The organism is Mycobacterium sp. (assembly GCF_025965855.1).
Taxonomy (GTDB): domain Bacteria; phylum Actinomycetota; class Actinomycetes; order Mycobacteriales; family Mycobacteriaceae; genus Mycobacterium.
In genome coordinates this window covers 1-17,560 of record NZ_JAOPWB010000258.1, presented here as the reverse complement: position 1 = coordinate 17,560, position 17,560 = coordinate 1, and the positions used below count along the sequence as shown (strand labels likewise).

16 protein-coding genes and 1 pseudogene are annotated in these 17,560 nt (G+C 68.0%); 14 read left to right on the top strand and 3 right to left on the bottom strand.

Annotated elements, in window-relative coordinates; genetic code table 11:
* The first annotated feature begins 167 nt into the window (after window positions 1-167).
* The 13 genes and pseudogenes from JWP83_RS22060 (at window position 168) to JWP83_RS22000 (ending at window position 13,148) form a co-directional block, all read left to right on the top strand.
* Entirely contained in the window at window positions 168-1,433 is a 1,266-nt protein-coding gene (locus JWP83_RS22060; protein WP_297734774.1) for an aspartate kinase, read from the top strand.
* 2 nt (window positions 1,434-1,435) lie between these two features.
* Window positions 1,436-2,494: an aspartate-semialdehyde dehydrogenase gene (locus tag JWP83_RS22055; RefSeq protein ID WP_297734771.1), complete on the top strand. Its 1,059-nt coding sequence runs from the start codon at window positions 1,436-1,438 to the stop codon at window positions 2,492-2,494.
* Window positions 2,495-2,501: 7 nt separating this feature from the next.
* Entirely contained in the window at window positions 2,502-3,641 is a 1,140-nt protein-coding gene (locus JWP83_RS22050) for a DUF4185 domain-containing protein (RefSeq protein ID WP_297734768.1), read from the top strand.
* A gap of 98 nt (window positions 3,642-3,739) precedes the next feature.
* Window positions 3,740-4,129: a hypothetical protein gene (locus tag JWP83_RS22045; protein WP_297734764.1), complete on the top strand. Its 390-nt coding sequence runs from the start codon at window positions 3,740-3,742 to the stop codon at window positions 4,127-4,129.
* 128 nt (window positions 4,130-4,257) lie between these two features.
* The gene (locus tag JWP83_RS22040; protein WP_297734762.1) at window positions 4,258-4,686 is read left to right on the top strand and encodes a hypothetical protein; all 429 of its coding nucleotides are present in this window, start codon (window positions 4,258-4,260) and stop codon (window positions 4,684-4,686) included.
* Window positions 4,687-4,883: 197 nt separating this feature from the next.
* A complete protein-coding gene (locus JWP83_RS22035; protein WP_297734811.1) occupies window positions 4,884-5,531 on the top strand; it encodes a sensor domain-containing protein in 648 nt (215 codons plus the stop codon).
* Window positions 5,532-5,698: 167 nt separating this feature from the next.
* Window positions 5,699-6,967 carry an ergothioneine biosynthesis glutamate--cysteine ligase EgtA gene (gene egtA / locus JWP83_RS22030; protein WP_297734757.1) on the top strand — a complete coding sequence of 423 codons (1,269 nt, stop codon included), beginning with the start codon at window positions 5,699-5,701 and terminating at the stop codon, window positions 6,965-6,967.
* Window positions 6,964-8,259 (top strand): ergothioneine biosynthesis protein EgtB, encoded by a 1,296-nt coding sequence (egtB, locus tag JWP83_RS22025; protein WP_297734754.1) that lies wholly within the window; start codon window positions 6,964-6,966, stop codon window positions 8,257-8,259. The genes egtA and egtB overlap by 4 nt, the downstream gene beginning before the upstream one ends.
* Window positions 8,259-8,969 (top strand): ergothioneine biosynthesis protein EgtC, encoded by a 711-nt coding sequence (egtC, locus tag JWP83_RS22020; protein ID WP_297734751.1) that lies wholly within the window; start codon window positions 8,259-8,261, stop codon window positions 8,967-8,969. The genes egtB and egtC overlap by 1 nt, the downstream gene beginning before the upstream one ends.
* On the top strand, window positions 8,966-9,931 hold the full coding sequence (gene egtD / locus JWP83_RS22015; RefSeq protein WP_297734748.1) for an L-histidine N(alpha)-methyltransferase: 966 nt from the start codon (window positions 8,966-8,968) through the stop codon (window positions 9,929-9,931). The genes egtC and egtD overlap by 4 nt, the downstream gene beginning before the upstream one ends.
* Window positions 9,928-11,073 (top strand): ergothioneine biosynthesis PLP-dependent enzyme EgtE, encoded by a 1,146-nt coding sequence (egtE, locus tag JWP83_RS22010; RefSeq protein WP_297734745.1) that lies wholly within the window; start codon window positions 9,928-9,930, stop codon window positions 11,071-11,073. Before egtD ends, egtE begins: the two co-directional genes overlap by 4 nt.
* 195 nt (window positions 11,074-11,268) lie before the next feature.
* Window positions 11,269-11,496, top strand: a pseudogene (locus JWP83_RS22005) (PPE domain-containing protein); the annotation flags it as partial.
* Between the two features lie 167 nt (window positions 11,497-11,663).
* Window positions 11,664-13,148 (top strand): PE family protein, encoded by a 1,485-nt coding sequence (locus JWP83_RS22000; RefSeq protein ID WP_297734742.1) that lies wholly within the window; start codon window positions 11,664-11,666, stop codon window positions 13,146-13,148.
* Between the two features lie 46 nt (window positions 13,149-13,194).
* Here JWP83_RS22000 and JWP83_RS21995 read toward each other — a convergent pair whose 3' ends face one another.
* Window positions 13,195-13,872 carry a class I SAM-dependent methyltransferase gene (locus tag JWP83_RS21995; protein ID WP_297734738.1) on the bottom strand — a complete coding sequence of 226 codons (678 nt, stop codon included), beginning with the start codon at window positions 13,870-13,872 and terminating at the stop codon, window positions 13,195-13,197.
* A 37-nt stretch (window positions 13,873-13,909) separates the two neighbouring features.
* Entirely contained in the window at window positions 13,910-15,382 is a 1,473-nt protein-coding gene (locus JWP83_RS21990) for a glutamate--cysteine ligase (protein ID WP_297734735.1), read from the bottom strand.
* An 84-nt stretch (window positions 15,383-15,466) separates the two neighbouring features.
* Between JWP83_RS21990 and glpK the strand changes: the two genes are divergently transcribed.
* Window positions 15,467-17,026, top strand: a complete 1,560-nt coding sequence (gene glpK, locus JWP83_RS21985; RefSeq protein WP_297734732.1) for a glycerol kinase GlpK — start codon at window positions 15,467-15,469, stop codon at window positions 17,024-17,026.
* 20 nt (window positions 17,027-17,046) lie between these two features.
* Here the strand turns inward: glpK and JWP83_RS21980 are convergent.
* Window positions 17,047-17,560 (bottom strand): PadR family transcriptional regulator (locus JWP83_RS21980; protein WP_297734729.1); only part of this gene is annotated, 514 nt, incomplete at its 5' end.

Here is a 17,560-nt window from a genome sequence, read left to right as displayed (position 1 = left end):
GAGTGTGCGGTGACGGCTTTGCCTGTGCGTCCAGGGCGGGAAAATCGCGAAATTCTCGCCTTGAGCGCACACGCAAAGCCCTGAGCGCACAGGCATCCGGTCGGAAAATCCGGATGCGCTCCCACGTATCCTGTTGTGGACTTAAATGCCAGCGGGGAAGGGAAACAGTGGCGCTCGTCGTGCAGAAGTACGGCGGATCATCCGTGGCGAACGCCGACCGGATCCGCCGCGTCGCGGAGCGCATCGTCGCGACCAAAAAGCAGGGTAATGAGGTGGTGGTCGTAGTTTCTGCGATGGGCGACACCACCGACGACCTGCTGGACCTGGCCCAGCAGGTCTGCCCGGCCCCGCCGCCACGGGAGCTCGACATGCTGCTGACCGCCGGTGAACGCATCTCCAATGCGTTGGTGGCCATGGCGATCGAATCGATGGGCGCGCAGGCCCGGTCGTTCACCGGTTCGCAAGCCGGCGTGATCACCACCGGCACCCACGGCAACGCGAAGATCATCGAGGTGACGCCGGGACGGCTGCGGACCGCGCTCGACGAAGGCCGCATCGTGTTGGTCGCCGGGTTCCAGGGGGTCAGCCAGGACACCCGCGACGTCACCACGCTCGGCCGCGGCGGATCGGACACCACTGCCGTCGCCCTGGCCGCCGCGCTCGGCGCCGACGTCTGCGAGATCTACACCGACGTGGACGGCATCTTCAGCGCGGACCCGAGGATCGTGCACAACGCCCGCAGGCTGGACAGCGTGACGTTCGAGGAGATGCTCGAGCTGGCGGCCTGCGGCGCCAAGGTGCTGATGCTGCGCTGCGTGGAATACGCTCGCCGCTACGGCATTCCGGTGCACGTCCGCTCGTCGTATTCGGACAAGCCGGGCACCCTCGTTACCGGATCGATCAAGGACACAGCCATGGAAGACCCCATCCTGACCGGCGTCGCGCACGACCGCAGCGAGGCCAAGGTGACCATCGTCGGGCTGCCCGACATACCGGGTTATGCGGCAAGGGTTTTCCGGGCCGTCGCCGACGCCGACGTGAACATCGACATGGTGCTGCAGAACGTGTCCAAGGTCGAGGACGGCAAGACCGACATCACGTTCACCTGCTCGCGCGACAGCGGACCCACCGCGGTGGAGAAGCTGGACGCGCTGCGCGACGAGATCGGGTTCACCCAGCTGCTCTACGACGACCACATCGGCAAGGTGTCGCTGATCGGGGCGGGCATGCGCAGCCATCCCGGCGTGACCGCGACCTTCTGCGAGGCGCTTGCGGCCGTCGGCGTCAACATCGAGCTGATCTCCACCTCCGAGATCCGGATCTCGGTGCTGTGCCGCGACACCGAACTAGACAAGGCCGTCGTGGCGTTGCATGAGGCATTCGGGCTCGGCGGCGAGGAGTCGGCGACGGTCTACGCGGGGACGGGCAGATAGATATGGGTGCGAACGGCGTGTCAATAGGCGTAGTGGGGGCCACCGGTCAGGTGGGCCAGGTGATGCGCAGGCTCCTCGACGAGCGTGACTTTCCCGCGACGACGGTGCGGTTCTTTGCCTCGGCCCGCTCGCAGGGCCGCAAGCTGGAATTCCGCGGCCAGGAAATCGAGGTCGAAGACGCCGCGACGGCGGACCCGTCCGGGCTGGACATCGCGGTGTTCTCCGCCGGCAAGACGACGTCTCTGGTGCAGGCGCCGCGATTCGCCGCGGCCGGAGTCACGGTGATCGACAACTCCTCGGCCTGGCGCAAGGACCCCGACGTGCCGTTGGTGGTGTCGGAAGTGAACTTCACGCGCGACGCGCATCGTCGCCCCAAGGGCATAATCGCCAATCCCAACTGCACGACGATGGCCGCCATGCCGGTGCTCAAGGTGCTGCACGACGAGGCGCAGCTGCTTCGCCTGGTGGTCTCCAGCTATCAGGCGGTTTCCGGTAGCGGCCTCGCCGGCGTCGAAGAATTGCTGACCCAGGCCCGCGCGGTCGTCGGGGAAGCCGAACAGCTGGTGTACGACGGCGGCGCGGTGGACTTCCCGGCGCCCAAGACCTACGTGGCGCCGATCGCGTTCAACGTGGTGCCGCTGGCCGGATCGGTGCTGGACGACGGTTCCGGTGAGACCGACGAGGACCAGAAGCTGCGCTTCGAGAGCCGCAAGATCCTCGGCATCCCCGACCTGGCAGTCAGCGGTACCTGCGTGCGGGTTCCGGTGTTCACCGGCCACTCGCTATCGATCAACGCCGAATTCGCGCGACCGTTGTCGCCGGAGCGCGCCCGGGACCTGCTCGACGGCGCCCCGGGCGTCAAGGTCGTTGACGTGCCGACTCCGCTGGCCGCCGCCGGTGTCGACGAATCGTTGGTCGGCCGCATTCGGCACGACCCGGGCGTGCCCGACGGGCGTGGCCTGGCGCTGTTCGTCTCGGGGGACAACCTGCGCAAGGGGGCGGCGCTGAACACCATCCAGATCGCCGAGCTGCTGGCCTCTGAAATACGCCCGGCACTGTAATCCGCCGGTGAGACCCGCCTGGATCGCGCGGTGTTCGCTGTTGGCTACTTTGATTGTGCCGCAATGGTTTTGGATAGACGCTGCGCGTGCCGACCCGCCGGCGCCGGCGCCGGAGCCGATCCTGCAGCCGCTGGCACCGGGCCAGGTGCTGCGGATCGGGCCGACGGCCGGCACCGGAACGCCGACAGGGGACTACGGCATCGGCGCGACGGACCTGTGTGAGTTCGTCGAGTTCCCCACCGAGCTGCTGCAGGTCTGCGGCGACAGCTTCGCCGGCCAGGGCGTCGGGTTCGGCGGCTGGTACTCGCCGATCGCGCTGCACGTCGTCACCGAGTCGGTCGACGACCCCGCCGGGGTGCGCTACACCGGCGTCACCGGAATCAGCAAGCCGCTGCTTGCCGACCCCGCGCCGCCCGGCGATTCTCAGCTGCCCGCCGGGGTGGTGCAGGTCAACCGGCGCAATTACCTGATGGTCACGACGACGAAAAACCTCGAGCCGCAGACCTCGCGGTTGGTGATGGCCGAACCGGCGCGCGGCGGGTGGCAGACCGTCGCGGGGTCCCGCCGCGATGGCTCCTACCAGGGCGGGCGGCAGTCGCAGATCAGCGGCTACTACGACCCGATCCCCACCCCGGACTCGCCGGGCGGCTGGGTGTACATCGTGGCCAACAGCTTCACGCGGCGGGATCCGGTGTTGCTGTACCGGGCCACGCCGCAAACGTTCACCGACCGGTCCCGGTGGCAGGGCTGGGCGTCGGGGCCCGATGGGGGGTGGGGCAAGCCGCCGACGCCCCTGTGGCCCGACCCGGTGGGCGAGATGTCCATCAGGCAGATCGACGGCAAGGCGGTGCTGTCCTACTTCAACGCCGCCACCGGCAACATGGAGGTTCGGGTGGCCAGCGACCCAACTTCGCTGGGCACCGCGCCGGTGACGACGGTGGTGCAGCACGACGAGTGGCCGGATCCGGCCGAAAGCCTGCCGCCCGCCTACGACAACCGGCTCGCGCAGCCATACGGCGGGTACATCTCACCCGGGTCCACCCTCGATGAGCTGCGCATATTCGTCAGCCAGTGGGACACCCGGGCCAGGGCAAGCGCGCCGTACCGGGTGATCCAGTTCGCGGTCAACCCGTTCAAGCCCGATTAGGGCTCCCCGGCGGGGGGTTTCAGCAGGTTAAAGGGCGTTTCAGCTCATAGCTGCTACTTAAGTGACGCATAGCCATAACTACTCTTAACGCCCGCATCATGTGTCTCATGAGTGAAACATCTGACACCCCAACTGTGCGGACCTCTACCGCAACTGCACCCGCGCCGGCGGCAGAGCCGGCGCTATACCGGACCCCACGGGTCTTCCTTGCCGCGGCATGGGTTGCCATCGTCGCCGGAGTCGTGTTCATCATCTCGGTGGTCTTTTTCACCGGAATGGCGCTCGGGCACCAGGGCCACCACGGCGGCCACCACCACAAGCACCACGCGGCGTTTATGCATCCGCACGGCTTCGGCGGGCCGGGCGGTCCCGGTGGACCGGGCGGTGGGCCCGCGGCGACCCAGGGCGGTGGCCCCGCTTCGGCAACCCCCGGCGCCCCGGGACCCAGCCAGATTCCGTCGTCCGTCGCTCCGTCCCGGACACCGTAGTCCCGGCGGGTCGTTAAACCCACATCCGATGACCCGGCGCTCGCACGAGCGCCGGGTCGCTCGATTCACAGCAAGTTTTGTGTCCCGGACCTGTCATCGCGGTTGGCGACAGGGGCAGTATTCAAGGCATGACCGAAACACCTGAACCGTCAACGCAACCGACGTCCGTCGCCGCGGCCCCGCCTCCGTACGAGCCGGTCAAGGCTCCCCGGCTGTATGTGGCCGCCGCGTGGGTGGTGATCGTCGCCGGGATCGTTTTCATCCTCTCGACCGTCTTCTTCGCCGGCGCCATGGTCGTGGGGTTCGGCTATCACTGCCACTACAAACACCATCACGACATGATGTACGGACCCGGCGGCCCCGGCGGACCAGGCGGCCCCGGCGGCCCCGACGGCGGACCGTGGCAGTACGGCGGGCCTTGGGGTCCGGGGATGGCTCCCCCCTTCGGCCCTGGTGGGCCGGGCGGCCCGTTCGGTCCGCCGCCGGGCTTCGGTCCGGGCGGTCCGGGTGGCCCTGGCCAGATGCCGACGACCAGCGCTCCGGCGCCGCGCCCGTAGGCATACCCACCTTTTCTTGACCCGTTCCAGAGAGGGCGCATACTGAGGCGCCTTCGTGTCGCGGCGCCGAAAGTTGTTGGGTCGCCCCATAGTCTGGCGTCCAACGTCGAGTCGTTGGGCGATTTCGACGCCATTTCGCCCCACAACTCGACGTTCGCCACCCAGCGGCCGCCCTGGCATGATCGAAACCCATGACCATGCGGATCTCCGCCGCGGTGGTGGCCGTCGGGCTGGCGGTGGGGGGAGCGTTGGGCGTCCCGGTCGCGGCCGCTCACCCGTCGGAGCCCGGGGTGGTGAACTATGCGGTGCTCGGGAAGGGATCGGTCGGCAACATCGTCGGCGGCCCGATGGGGTTTGAGTCGGTGTTCACCCAGCCGTTCCAGGGCTATTCGGTCGATGTGCCGGTGTGCAACAACTGGGCCGACGTCGGGCTGCCCGAGGTGTTCGACGATCCGGATCTCGCGTCGTTCAACGGGGCAACCACCCAGACGTCGGCCAGCGACCAGACCCACTTCGTCAAGCAGGCGGTCGGGGTGTTCGCCAACAACGACGCCGCGGGCCGGGCCTTCCATCGCGTGGTGGACCGGACCGTGGGCTGCTCGGGACAGACCACCGCGATGCATCTGGACAACGGGATCACGCAGGTGTGGTCGTTCGACGGCGGCCCGGCGACGGGCGCCGACGCGAACTGGACGAAGCAGGAAGCGGGCACCGACCGTCGGTGCTTCGATCAAACCAGGCTGCGCGAAAACGTGTTGCTGCAGGCCAAAGTCTGCCAATCTGGCAACGCGGGTCCCGCGGTCAACGTGCTGGCCGGGGCTATGCAGAACGCTCTAGGTCAGTAGCGTGGGTACGGATACTCGGGTGGGCTCGAGCGGTTCACGGCTGGAAAGCCCGGCGAGACGGGAATATGTCGGTGCGATCTGCAAGATGAGGTAGTGGCGATTATTTCTCCGTCAGCTGCGCAACCAGCCGCCCGCGCCTTTCGGCCGGGCCTCGAAGGGATCGTGATATGACGTCCGCCGCCGTCAGCGCCGCCCAAGCCGAGATGGTCGACTCTGCCGCCGCCGCGAAATACATCGCCGAGGGCTGCCTGCTCAACGCCCCGCTGCGGCGTATCGGTCTGGAGCTGGAAGGGCACTGCCACGACCCGGCCAACCCGCACCGCAGGCCTGGCTGGGACGAAATCACCGATGTTCTCCAGCTTCTGCCCGCCCTGCCCGGCGGCAGCAAGATCACCGTGGAACCCGGCGGAGCCGTCGAACTGTCCGGGCCGCCCGCCGACGGGGTACTGGCCTGCATCGATGCGATGAATCGGGATCAGGCCGTGCTGCGGTCGGCCTTCGCCGACACCGGGCTGGGCCTGGTTTTCCTCGGGGCGGACCCGCTGCGGCCACCGAAGCGCATCAACCCGGGCGCGCGCTACCGCGCCATGGAACAGTTCTTCGGCGCCAGCCACTCCGGGGAGGCGGGCGCGGCGATGATGACGTCCACTGCGTCGATTCAGGTCAACGTGGACGCCGGGCCGCGGGACGGCTGGGCGTCGCGGGTCCGGCTGGCGCACGCCCTGGGCCCCACGATGATCGCGATTGCCGCCAACTCCCCGATGCTGGGCGGCGAGTTCACCGGCTGGGTCTCCACCCGGCAACGGGTGTGGGGCGACATGGACTCGGCGCGCTGCGGGCCCATCCTGGGCGCCAGCGGCGACGACCCGGGCACCGACTGGGCGCGCTATGCGCTCAAGGCCCCGGTGATGCTGGTGCACAACCCGGACGCCGTGGCGGTCACGCAGTGGGTGCCCTTCGCCGACTGGGTGGACGGCCGGGTGTTGCTCGGCGACCGGCGCCCGACGATCGCCGATCTGGAATACCACCTGACCACGCTGTTCCCGCCGGTGCGACCGAGGCAGTGGCTCGAGATCCGCTACCTCGACAGCGTGCCGGACGCGCTCTGGCCCGCCGTGGTGTTCACGTTGGTGGCGTTGCTCGACGACCCGGTCGCCGCCGACATCGCGGCGGAGGCCGTCGAACCGGTGGCCACCGCCTGGGACACCGCGGCCCGGGTGGGCCTGCGCGACCGGCGGCTCTACGAGGCGGCCAACAAGTGCGTGGCCATCGCCGCCGAGCGGGCGCCGGCGGAGCTGACCGACGCGATGCAGCTGCTGGTCAGCGGCGTCGAGCGGGGCCGATGTCCCGGCGACGACTTTTCCGACCAGGTAATCGAGCATGGCATCGCGGCTACGGTTTCGGAGGCCGCGCGCTGGCCGCAAGGGGGGCCGTGACTTCCCGGGACAGGCTTGCCGACGATTTGGCGCGGGCGCGGGCGCGGACGCTGCGGCTGGTCGAGTTCGACGACGCCGAGCTGTGGCGGCAGTACGACCCCTTGATGAGCCCGCTGGTGTGGGACCTCGCGCACATCGGTCAGCAGGAAGAGTTTTGGCTACTGCGAGGCGGTGATCCGGCCCGGCCGGGGATCCTGCCGCCGGCCGTCGAGGGCCTTTACGACGCTTTCGAACACTCCCGGGCCAGACGCGTCGAGTTGCCGCTGCTGTCCCCCGAGCGGGCGCGGTCCTATTGCCGGACCGTGCGGTCCGCGGCGCTGGACGTCCTGGACGCCCTGCCCGACGACCCCGCCGGTGAGGAAACGGCGTTCGCCTTCGGGATGGTGGTCAGCCACGAAAACCAGCACGACGAAACCATGCTGCAGGCGCTGAACCTGCGCACCGGCGCGCCGCTGCTGCGCGACGGCGCGGCCCTGCCCGCGGGCCGGCCGGGCCTGACGGGAACGTCGGTGCTGATCCCGGGCAGCCCGTTCGTGCTGGGCGTGGACGCCGCCAGCGAACCGTACTCGCTCGACAACGAACGTCCCGCTCACGTCGTCGACGTGCCGGCGTTCCGGATCGGCCGGGTCCCGGTCACCAACGGCGAGTGGCGACAGTTCGTCGACGACGGCGGCTACGACCAGACGCGCTGGTGGTCCGAGCGTGGCTGGCAGCACCGGCAGACCGCGGGTCTGACCGCGCCGCAGTTTTGGAGTTCCGACGGCCGAACCCGCGCCCGGTTCGGCTACATCGAGGACGTCCCCGCCGATGAGCCGGTGCAGCACGTCACCTACTTCGAGGCCGAGGCCTATGCGGCCTGGGCCGGCGCCCGGCTGCCCACCGAGATCGAATGGGAGAAGGCCTGCGCGTGGGACCCGGCGAGCGGCGCCCGGCGCCGCTACCCGTGGGGGGAGCAGGAGCCATCGGAAGCCTTGGCCAACGTGGGTGGCACCGCGCTGCGTCCCGCACCCGTCGGCGCCTACCCCTCGGGCGCCTCGGGCTACGGCGTCGAGCAGCTGCTGGGCGACGTCTGGGAGTGGACCGCCTCGCCGCTGCGCCCGTGGCCGGGGTTCGTACCGATGATCTACGAGCGCTACTCGCAGCCGTTCTTCGACGGCGACTACCGGGTGCTGCGCGGCGGCTCGTGGGCCGTGGAGCAGGGGATCGTGCGGCCCAGCTTCCGCAACTGGGACCACCCCATCCGGCGTCAGATCTTCTGCGGTGTCCGGCTGGCATGGGATGTGGGCGACTGATGTGTCGTCACCTGGGATGGCTCGGCGCCGACGTGACCGTCTCCTCGCTGGTGCTGGACCCGCCGTGCGGGCTGCGGGTGCAGTCGTATGCTCCGCGCCGCCAGAAGCACGGCCTGATGAACGCCGACGGTTGGGGCGTCGGGTTTTTCGATAGATCTTCGGGAGGCGAGGTGCCCCGGCGCTGGCGTAGCCAGGCGCCGCTGTGGGGCGACGTCTCGTTCGACTCGATCGCACCGGCGCTGCACAGCCACTGCGTGGTGGCCGCGGTGCGCTCGGCGACCGTGGGGATGCCGATCGAGGCCAGCGCGACCGCGCCGTTCACCGACGGCCGATGGCTGTTGTCGCACAACGGCATCGTCGACCGCGGGGTGCTTCCACCGACCTCGTCGGCCGAATCGGTGTGCGACAGCGCCATACTCGCGGCCACCATCTTCGAGCGCGGGCTCGACGCGCTGGGCGACACCATCGCCGAAATCGGAGCGGCCGACCCGCTCGCGCGGCTGAACATCTTGGCCGCCAACGGCTCTCGGCTGCTGGCGACCGCTTGGGGCGACACCCTGCTCATCCTTCGCCGCGACGACGGGGTGGTGCTGGCCAGCGAACCGTACGACGACGCGCCCGGCTGGGAAGACGTGCCGGACCGGCACCTGGTTGAGGTCACCGCGGCGGGCGTCCGGCTGATACCGCTTAATTCGAAAGGATCTCGATGACGCTGACGCTGTCCAACCACCTCGCCGCCGACTCGGCGTATCACGCATTGCGTCGCGACGTGCTCGATGGCTTGCAGCAGACGCCGAAGTCGTTGCCGCCCAAGTGGTTTTACGATTCGGTGGGCAGCGACCTGTTCGACCAGATCACCCGGTTGCCCGAGTATTATCCGACCCGCGCCGAGGCTGAGATCCTGCGCGGCCGATCCGCCGAGGTCGCATCCGCCAGCGAGGCCGACACCCTCGTCGAGTTGGGCGCCGGAACGTCGGAGAAGACCCGGCGGCTGCTGGACGCCCTGCGCGACCGCGGCTCACTGCGCGGATTCGTGCCCTTCGACGTCGACGCCAGCGTGCTGTCCGCGACCGCGACCGCCATCCAGCGCGAATACCCGGGTGTCGAAATCAACGCCGTCTGCGGGGATTTCGAGGAACACCTGACCGAGATTCCGGGCGGCGGACGCCGACTGTTCGTGTTCCTGGGGTCGACGATCGGCAATCTCACGCCCGAGCCGCGCGCGCAGTTCCTCGCGACGCTGGCCGGCGTGATGCGGCCGGGGGACAGCCTGCTGCTGGGCACCGACCTGGTCAAGGACGCCGACCGGCTGGTGCGCGCATACGACGACGCCGCCGGGGTGACGGCCCGGTTCAACCGCAATGTGCTCGCGGTGATCAACCGGCAACTCGACGCCGACTTCGACGTCGAGGCCTACCAGCACGTCGCGCGGTGGAACACCGAAGAGGAACGCATCGAAATGTGGCTGCGGGCCGGCCGGCGCCAGCGGGCGCGGGTCGGCGCGCTCGACCTGACCGTCGATTTCGCGGACGGTGAGGAAATGCTCACCGAGGTGTCGTGCAAGTTCCGCCCGGACGGGGTGAGCGCCGAGTTGGCAGACGCCGGACTGCGCCGCATTCGATGGTGGACCGACACCGCGGGCGACTTCGGGCTGTCGCTGGCCGTGAAGTGAGCCTTAGCGGTTCGCTCGCCGACCGATGGCGGGCGGCCCGTCCGCCGGCGGCCGGGCTGCACCTGGACAGCGCGGCCTGCTCGCGCCAGAGTTTCGCGGTGCTGGATGCTGCCGCCAAGCATGCGCTGCACGAGTCCGAGGTCGGCGGATACGTCGCGGCCGAGGCGGCCGCGCCGGTGCTTGACGCCGGACGCGCCGCGTTGGCAGCGCTGTGCGGCATGCCCGACGCCGACATGGTGTTCACCACCGGCTCGCTCAACGCGCTGGACCTGCTGCTGGGAGCGTGGCCGGCGGAGCGCCGGACGGTGGCGTGCCTACCGGGCGAATACGGTCCGAACCTGGCCGTGATGGCCGCCCACGGGTTCGACCGCCAGCTGCTGCCGACTCGCGATGACGGCAGGGTCGCGCTCGACGACGCCGCATTCGGCCTGGAGAACGACCGGCCCGACCTGGTGCACCTGACCGCGGTGGGCAGCCACAGTGGTGTGGTGCAACCGCTGCCGATGATCGCGCAACTCTGCCGCGAGTTGGGGCTGCCGTTGGTAGTGGATGCCGCCCAGGCGCTGGGCCAGGTGGATTGCGCGGCGGGCGCCGACGTGACCTACGCGTCGTCGCGCAAGTGGATCGCCGGGCCGCGCGGGGTCGGCTTCCTCGCCGTGCGCCCGGACCTGATGGAGCGGCTGCGTCCGCGGCTGGCCGCGCCGGAGTGGGCACCCTGGGCGACGGTCGCCCAGCAGCTCGAGTTCGGCGAAGCCAACATCGCGGCACGCGTGGGGTTTTCGTTGGCGGTGGGGGAGCATCTGGCGTACGGCGCCGAAGCCGTGCGCGCGCGCCTGGCCGAGCTGGGGGGTATCAGTCGGACGACGCTGGCCGACGTGCCCGGCTGGTCGGTGGTCGAGGAGGTTGAAGAGCCGAGCGCGATCACCACGCTGGCGCCGGTCGACGGCGCCGATCCGCAGGCGGTGCGGGCGTGGCTGCTGGCCGAACGCCGAATTCTGACCACCTTCGTCGGGATGCCGCGCGCGCCGCTGGAGCTGACGGCGCCGCTGCTGCGAATCTCGCCGCACGTCGATACCACGGCCGACAACCTGGAGACCTTCGCCGGAGCACTGATCGCTGCCACGGCGGCGACTGGCACCTAAGTCTCTGGCCGCTTTCCGTCGCTGTAACCAGAGAACGAAACCGGCTATCTGAACATGAACCTTTTCCTTGACGAAAAGTACGAAAAGTGGCCTACTAAGTAGGCACGTGTTCGGTAACTTGCGGCCGTCGGTTCAGGGTTCGGGAACCTGCAGCGTTCCCCGCTCGATGGTGAGCTGGTGAGAAAGGGATGCGACATGATCTCTGTGTTGCCGCCGCAGATCCACTCGATCCGGATATTCGCAGGAGCCGGGTCGGCTCCTATGTCGGAGGCGGCGGCCTGGGAGGCGCAAGCCGGTGAATTAGCCTCGGCTGCAACTTCATTCAGCTCGGTCACCTCAGGGCTGGCGGGCGCTTCCCGGCAAGGTGCGGCATCCCAGGCGATGACCGCCGCTGCCTCCCCGTATGGCAAATGGCTGAGCGCGGTGACGGAGCCGGTTGAGCAGGCGGCCACTCGAGCGCGCACAGAGTGCGAAGCGATGTGGCCAGCCGATGTCACCGGGGTGGTTGGCTCTCACGCTGGCCTATTACACAGATGTTGAATTTAGAGTGACCGCCGGTCACCGTCCTATTGGGCCGAGGAGAGGTCGATATGTCGTTTGTGATTGCAACGCCGGATCTGGTCCAAACGGCGGCCGAAGATTTGGCGGGTCTGCGTTCGTCGCTGGCCGAGGCGGCGATGACCGCAGCGGGTCCCACGACGGGGATAGCGGCGGCTCAGGACGAGGTGTCAGCCGCGATCTCTTCGATGTTCGGCAACTTCGGCCAGGAATTCCAAGCTCTCACTGCGCAAGCGCAGGCGTTCCATCAGCAGTTCGTCTCCTTATTGAACACGGGCGCGGGTGCCTACGTGGCCGCCGAGGCCGCCAACGCGGCACAGGTCGCCGAGCAGGTAGCCGGCGGCGGGCAGGCGGCCGCCGCAGCCGTACCCGCCGCCGCCACACAAACGTTCAACCTTCTCGGCGGCATTCTCAACGTCGAGCTTTTGTCGGAGGGTGGCATCCTCGTCACAATCGGCACACCCGGGATCAACCTGCCGCCAATACACATACCTCCAGTAAATCTCTCCGCTTTCGATCTCCCCCAGATAACTATTCCGCCCATAAGCATTCCAGCCGGCACGACGCCCGCGAATGTAATGTTGAGTGCGTTCAGTTTGCCGCAGATCACGCTGCCGTCGATCAATATTCCGGCCGGGTCGACGCCCGCGAATGTAATGTTGAGTCCGTTTAGCTTGCCGCAGATCACGCTGCCGTCGATCAACATTCCGGCCGGGTCGACGCCTGCCAGCATAAATGTGGGTTCATTCAGCCTGCCGCAAATAACGACTCCTACCATAGCGGTGCCGCCGATAAACCTGCCCGCGGTGACGATACCGGGCTTCGACTTGCCTTCGATAGGTATTCCCCGGATTGGTTTTCCCATAATACAATTCCCGGATCTTTCCGTTATGGGTAACAATCAAACACTAGTCACAATAGACGCTGGTGCGCTCTTCCCACTCGTAAGCGTTAACCTTCAGACATTTGATATAGTGGCTTCGTTGGGAACCAACGTCCCAGGCTTTATTGACGCATTCACCATCCCACCCCTTACCCTTGGGGGATTTACCGTACCGTCCATCGGCCTTTCCGGCTTCAATATCCCGCCCATCACCGTTCCGCCCATCAACCTCGGCCAGTTCACGCTGCCGCAGATCAGCTGGCCGGGGTTCGCCACGGCGCCGCTGACTATCCCGCCGATCGGAATCGGCAACTTCACGCTGCCGCAGCTCAGCTGGCCGGGGTTCGCCACGGCGCCGCTGACTATCCCGCCGATCGGAATCGGCGCCTTCACGCTGCCGCAGCTCAGCTGGCCGGGCTTCGCCACGGCGCCGCTGACCATCCCGCCCATCGGCCTCGGCGCCTTCAGCGTGCCCGACATCGAAGTCCCCAGCATCGTCGTCGGCTCCCTGGTGCTCGGCCAGTTCGAGATCCCGCCACTGACCGGCGCGTTCAACACACTGGTCTCCGAGGTGAACGGCTTCATTTCAGGCGTGGAGAACCTCGGTGGCGCCCTGGTGGGCGCGCTCGTCTAGGGCACCATCTGACCCGCTGCTCGATGCGGCGTGACGGTCGAGAGTGTCAGTCGGCCTTGTGCGCCGTCAGCAGGTAAGCCGGTAGCTTCATCCGGCCCTTCTCATCGCGGTCGTGCGGCGGAAACTCGAACGGCGCGTTGGAGACCGGGGGGATGTTCGCGTGGATGTAGGCGTGCCGGATCTCGTCGATCTCCCAGTACTTGCTCACCGCGGCGCGCAGCTCGTCCTCGTCGACTTCGTTGGGCTTTGGCTCCATCTCGGCGGGGAAGGCGCCCTTGGCGAACACCAGCACGAAATAGCTGGCCCCCGGGGCCGCCGCGCGGTGCACCGAGCGCAGGTATCCGTCGCGGCCCTCGACCGGCAGCGAGTGAAACAGCGTGGAGTCGACCACGGTGGAGAAGCGCTCGTCATACCCGGTGAACGAGGTGATGTCCGCCTGCACGAAGCTGGCTGTGGTCAGGCCGCGTTCGGCGGCGGCCTTGGTAGCGGCGGCGACGGCGGTCGGCGTGACGTCGATGCCGACCACGGTGTAGCCCTGCGCGGCCAGCGCCAGCGACAGCTCCGCGAACCCGCATCCGGCGTCCAGCACGTCGCTGCGAAACCTTCCGGCCGCGATCAGCGCCGCCAATTCCGGCTGCGGCTCACCGATATTCCACGGCGGGGGCCCCTCGAATTCGCCCTCCTCGCGGTACGCGCTATCCCAGTCCATGATTTCGGATGACATGGTTCCCCTTTTATGTTTTTAGAAATCCTTTGCGCTGTTACCGATCCCAGGTATGCACAGGTTGGTTGGTGTGCATGTGTTCGCAGTACCGTCGCAGCATCTCGGCGAGCGCCCCGGGTCGGCTCATGCCGCCGTACTCCAGCGTACGCACGGTGGACACCTGCCAGCCGGCCCCGTTGCGGCCGGCCCGGGTGCGGCCCTCGACGACACCGAGGAAACGGTCGCGCACCTCGGCGTCGACGCCCCAGCTGCGCAGGCCCTCGTCGGCCATCGGCAGCAAGGTGTCTAGGACCAGTTCCCGGGCCGTCACTTCGCCCAAGCCGGGCCAGTGCAGCCGTGCGTCCATGCCGTAGCGGGCCGCCTCGAGGAAGTTCGATTGTGCGACAACGAAACCCATCCTGTTCCACAGCGGGTCCGCTTCTTCGGACAGGCTGCGCAGCACGCCGTAGTAAAAGGCGGCGTTGCCCAGCATGTCGATCACGGTCGGCCCGGCCGGCAGCACGCGGTTCTCCAGCCGCAGATGCGCGCGCCCGTCGACAACGTCGTACACCGGCCGGTTCCACCGGTACACGGTCCCGTTGTGCAGGCGCAATTCGGCGAGCTGCGGGGTGCGTCCGGCGGCCAGCTCGGCGACCGGGTCTTCGTCGGACACCTCGGGCAGCAGGGACGGGAAATAGCGGATGTTCTCCTGGAATAGGTCGAGGACGGAACTGATCCACCGCTCGCCGAACCACACCCGCGGTCGCACGCCTTGGGCCTTGAGCTCCTCGGGCCGGGTGTCGGTGGATTGCGCGAACAGTTCGATGCGGGTTTCCTGCCACAGCTGATGGCCGAAGAAGTAGGGGGAGTTGGCGGCCAGCGCCAGCTGCGGACCCGCGAGGACCTGGGCCGCGTTCCAGTTGGCGGCGAACTCCGCCGGCGCCAGCTGCAAGTGCAATTGCATGCTGGTGCAAGCTGATTCGGGTGCAATGGTGGCGGCGTTCCAGCTCAGCGGCTCCGGGCCGGAGATGTTTATCGGAATGTCCTCGCCGCGGGCGGAAAAGATCGAATCGTTGAGGGCCGCATACCGCGTCGACTCGCTCATCCAGTCGGCGTCGAGGTGTTCGGGCATCAGGGTGGGCAGGATGCCGATCATCACGATGTGCGCCCCGCCCGAGTTGGCCTTGGCCTCGGCGTCGTTCAGGCTGGCCCGCACCTCGGCCTCGAGATCCAGCCCCATATGTCCGGGCAGCGGGCGGGGCGGCACGTTGAATTCGATGTTGTAGGCGCCCAATTCGGTCTGGTAAGCCGGATCGGCGATGGCCTCGAGCACGGACCGGTTCGACATGGCCGGCTGATAGCCGGAATCGACGAGGTTGCACTCGATCTCCATGCCGGTGAGCGGCCGGTCGGAATCGAAGCGCGACTGCGCGAGCATCGTCTCGAAGACGTCCAGGCACAGCCGCACCTTGCGCCGGTATTCCTGCCGCTGTGCGCGGTCGTACGTGGTGCGCTTGACCTCTTCGCCCACAACGCCGATGCAACAGGTTTACCGGCCGCAGCGCAAGGGCGACAGGCTGACCTGTGCTGACGCCGGCCGGGTGGTTAGACCATCATGGACGGTGACAACTGTCACAGCACGGGTGGAGGAGAGCAGTTGGCCGAATTCATCGCGGCAATCGACCAGGGCACCACCAGCACCCGCTGCATGATTTTCGATCACGACGGTGCCGAAGTGGCTCGCCACCAGCTCGAGCACGAGCAGATCCTGCCCCGCGCCGGCTGGGTCGAGCACGACCCGGTAGAAATTTGGGAGCGCACGTCGTCGGTGCTGACGTCCGTGTTGAACCGGGCCAACCTGTCGCCGGAAGACCTGGTGGCCCTGGGGATTACGAACCAACGCGAAACCACGCTGGTATGGAATAAGCGGACCGGCAGACCGTACTATAACGCGATCGTCTGGCAGGACACCCGCACCGACCGGATCGCGTCGGCGCTGGACCGAGACGGCCGCGGCGACGTGATTCGCCGCAAGGCAGGCCTGCCCCCCGCGACGTATTTCTCCGGCGGCAAGCTGCAATGGATCCTGGAAAACGTCGACGGGGTGCGCGAGGCCGCCGAAAACGGCGACGCCCTGTTCGGCACCGCCGACACCTGGGTGTTGTGGAATCTCACCGGGGGCCCGCGGGGCGGCGCGCACGTCACCGACGTGACCAACGCCAGCCGGACCATGCTGATGAACCTGGAAACGCTGGACTGGGACGACGAGCTGTTGTCGTTATTCTCCATCCCGCGCGCGATGCTGCCGGAGATCACGGCGTCGTCGCGCCTGCAGCCCTACGGTGTGACGCTGGAAACCGGGCCCCTCGGTGGCGAGGTGCCGATCACCGGCGTCCTCGGCGACCAGCATGCCGCGATGGTCGGCCAGGTGTGCCTGGCCGAGGGGGAGGCCAAAAATACCTACGGCACCGGCAATTTCCTGCTGCTCAACACCGGCGAGACGATCGTGCGTTCGAACAACGGCCTGCTGACCACGGTCTGCTACCAGTTCGGCGACGCCAAACCCGTGTACGCGCTCGAGGGTTCGATCGCGGTCACCGGCTCGGCGGTGCAATGGTTGCGTGACCAGCTGGGCATCATCAGCGGCGCCGCGCAGAGCGAGTCGCTGGCTCGTCAGGTCCCCGACAACGGCGGGGTGTATTTCGTCCCGGCGTTTTCCGGGTTGTTCGCCCCGTACTGGCGATCCGATGCCCGCGGCGCGATCGTGGGGCTGTCGCGGTTCAACACCAACGCGCACCTGGCGCGCGCGACGCTGGAGGCGATCTGCTACCAGAGCCGCGACGTGGTGGACGCGATGAAGGCGGATTCCGATGTGCGCCTTGAGGTGCTGAAGGTCGATGGCGGCATCACCGGCAACGACCTGTGCATGCAGATCCAGGCCGACGTGCTGGGCGTGGACGTGGTACGCCCGGTGGTCGCCGAGACCACCGCGCTCGGCGCCGCCTACGCGGCGGGCTTGGCGGTGGGGTTCTGGGCGGATCCGTCCGATCTGCGGGCCAACTGGCAGGAGGACAAGCGCTGGACGCCGACGTGGGACGACGACCAGCGCGCCGCGGGGTACGCGGGTTGGCGTAAGGCGGTGCAGCGGACCCTGGATTGGGTCGATGTGTCCTGATCCAGGGCCCGCTCAGGGGGTCAGTCTTCGCCGAGGATGCCGTAAACCTCGCGGCGGGCATTGTTGACGATCTCGACGATGCGCTGTTGCTGCTCGGCGGTGGCGGTGTGCGCGGATTGCGCGACCGCGCCGAACAACTGGCCCATGGCCGCACGCAGGTTGACCGCGCCCGGGTCGGCGCCTTCGGCGATCTCATCCCACGGGAGGGCTTCGATCTTCTCGGCCGCCGTGCGACCCTCTTCGGTCAGCTCGAAAAGCTTTTTCTTGCCTTCACTTTCGCTCGCGGTGATCAGGCCTTCGTCATCCAGAAGCTGCAGCGTCGGGTACACCGACCCGGGGCTGGGCCGCCAGATCCCATTGCTGCGCTCGGCGATCTGCTGGATCATCTCGTAGCCGTGCATCGGCTGCTCGGCGAGCAGCGCCAGGATGGCCGTCCGCACGTCGCCGCGGCGTCCGCGGCCGGAGCCGCCGCGACGCCGTCCGCCGCGCCGGCCGCCCGGACCGAACCCGAATCCCGGGCCGAACCCGGGACCG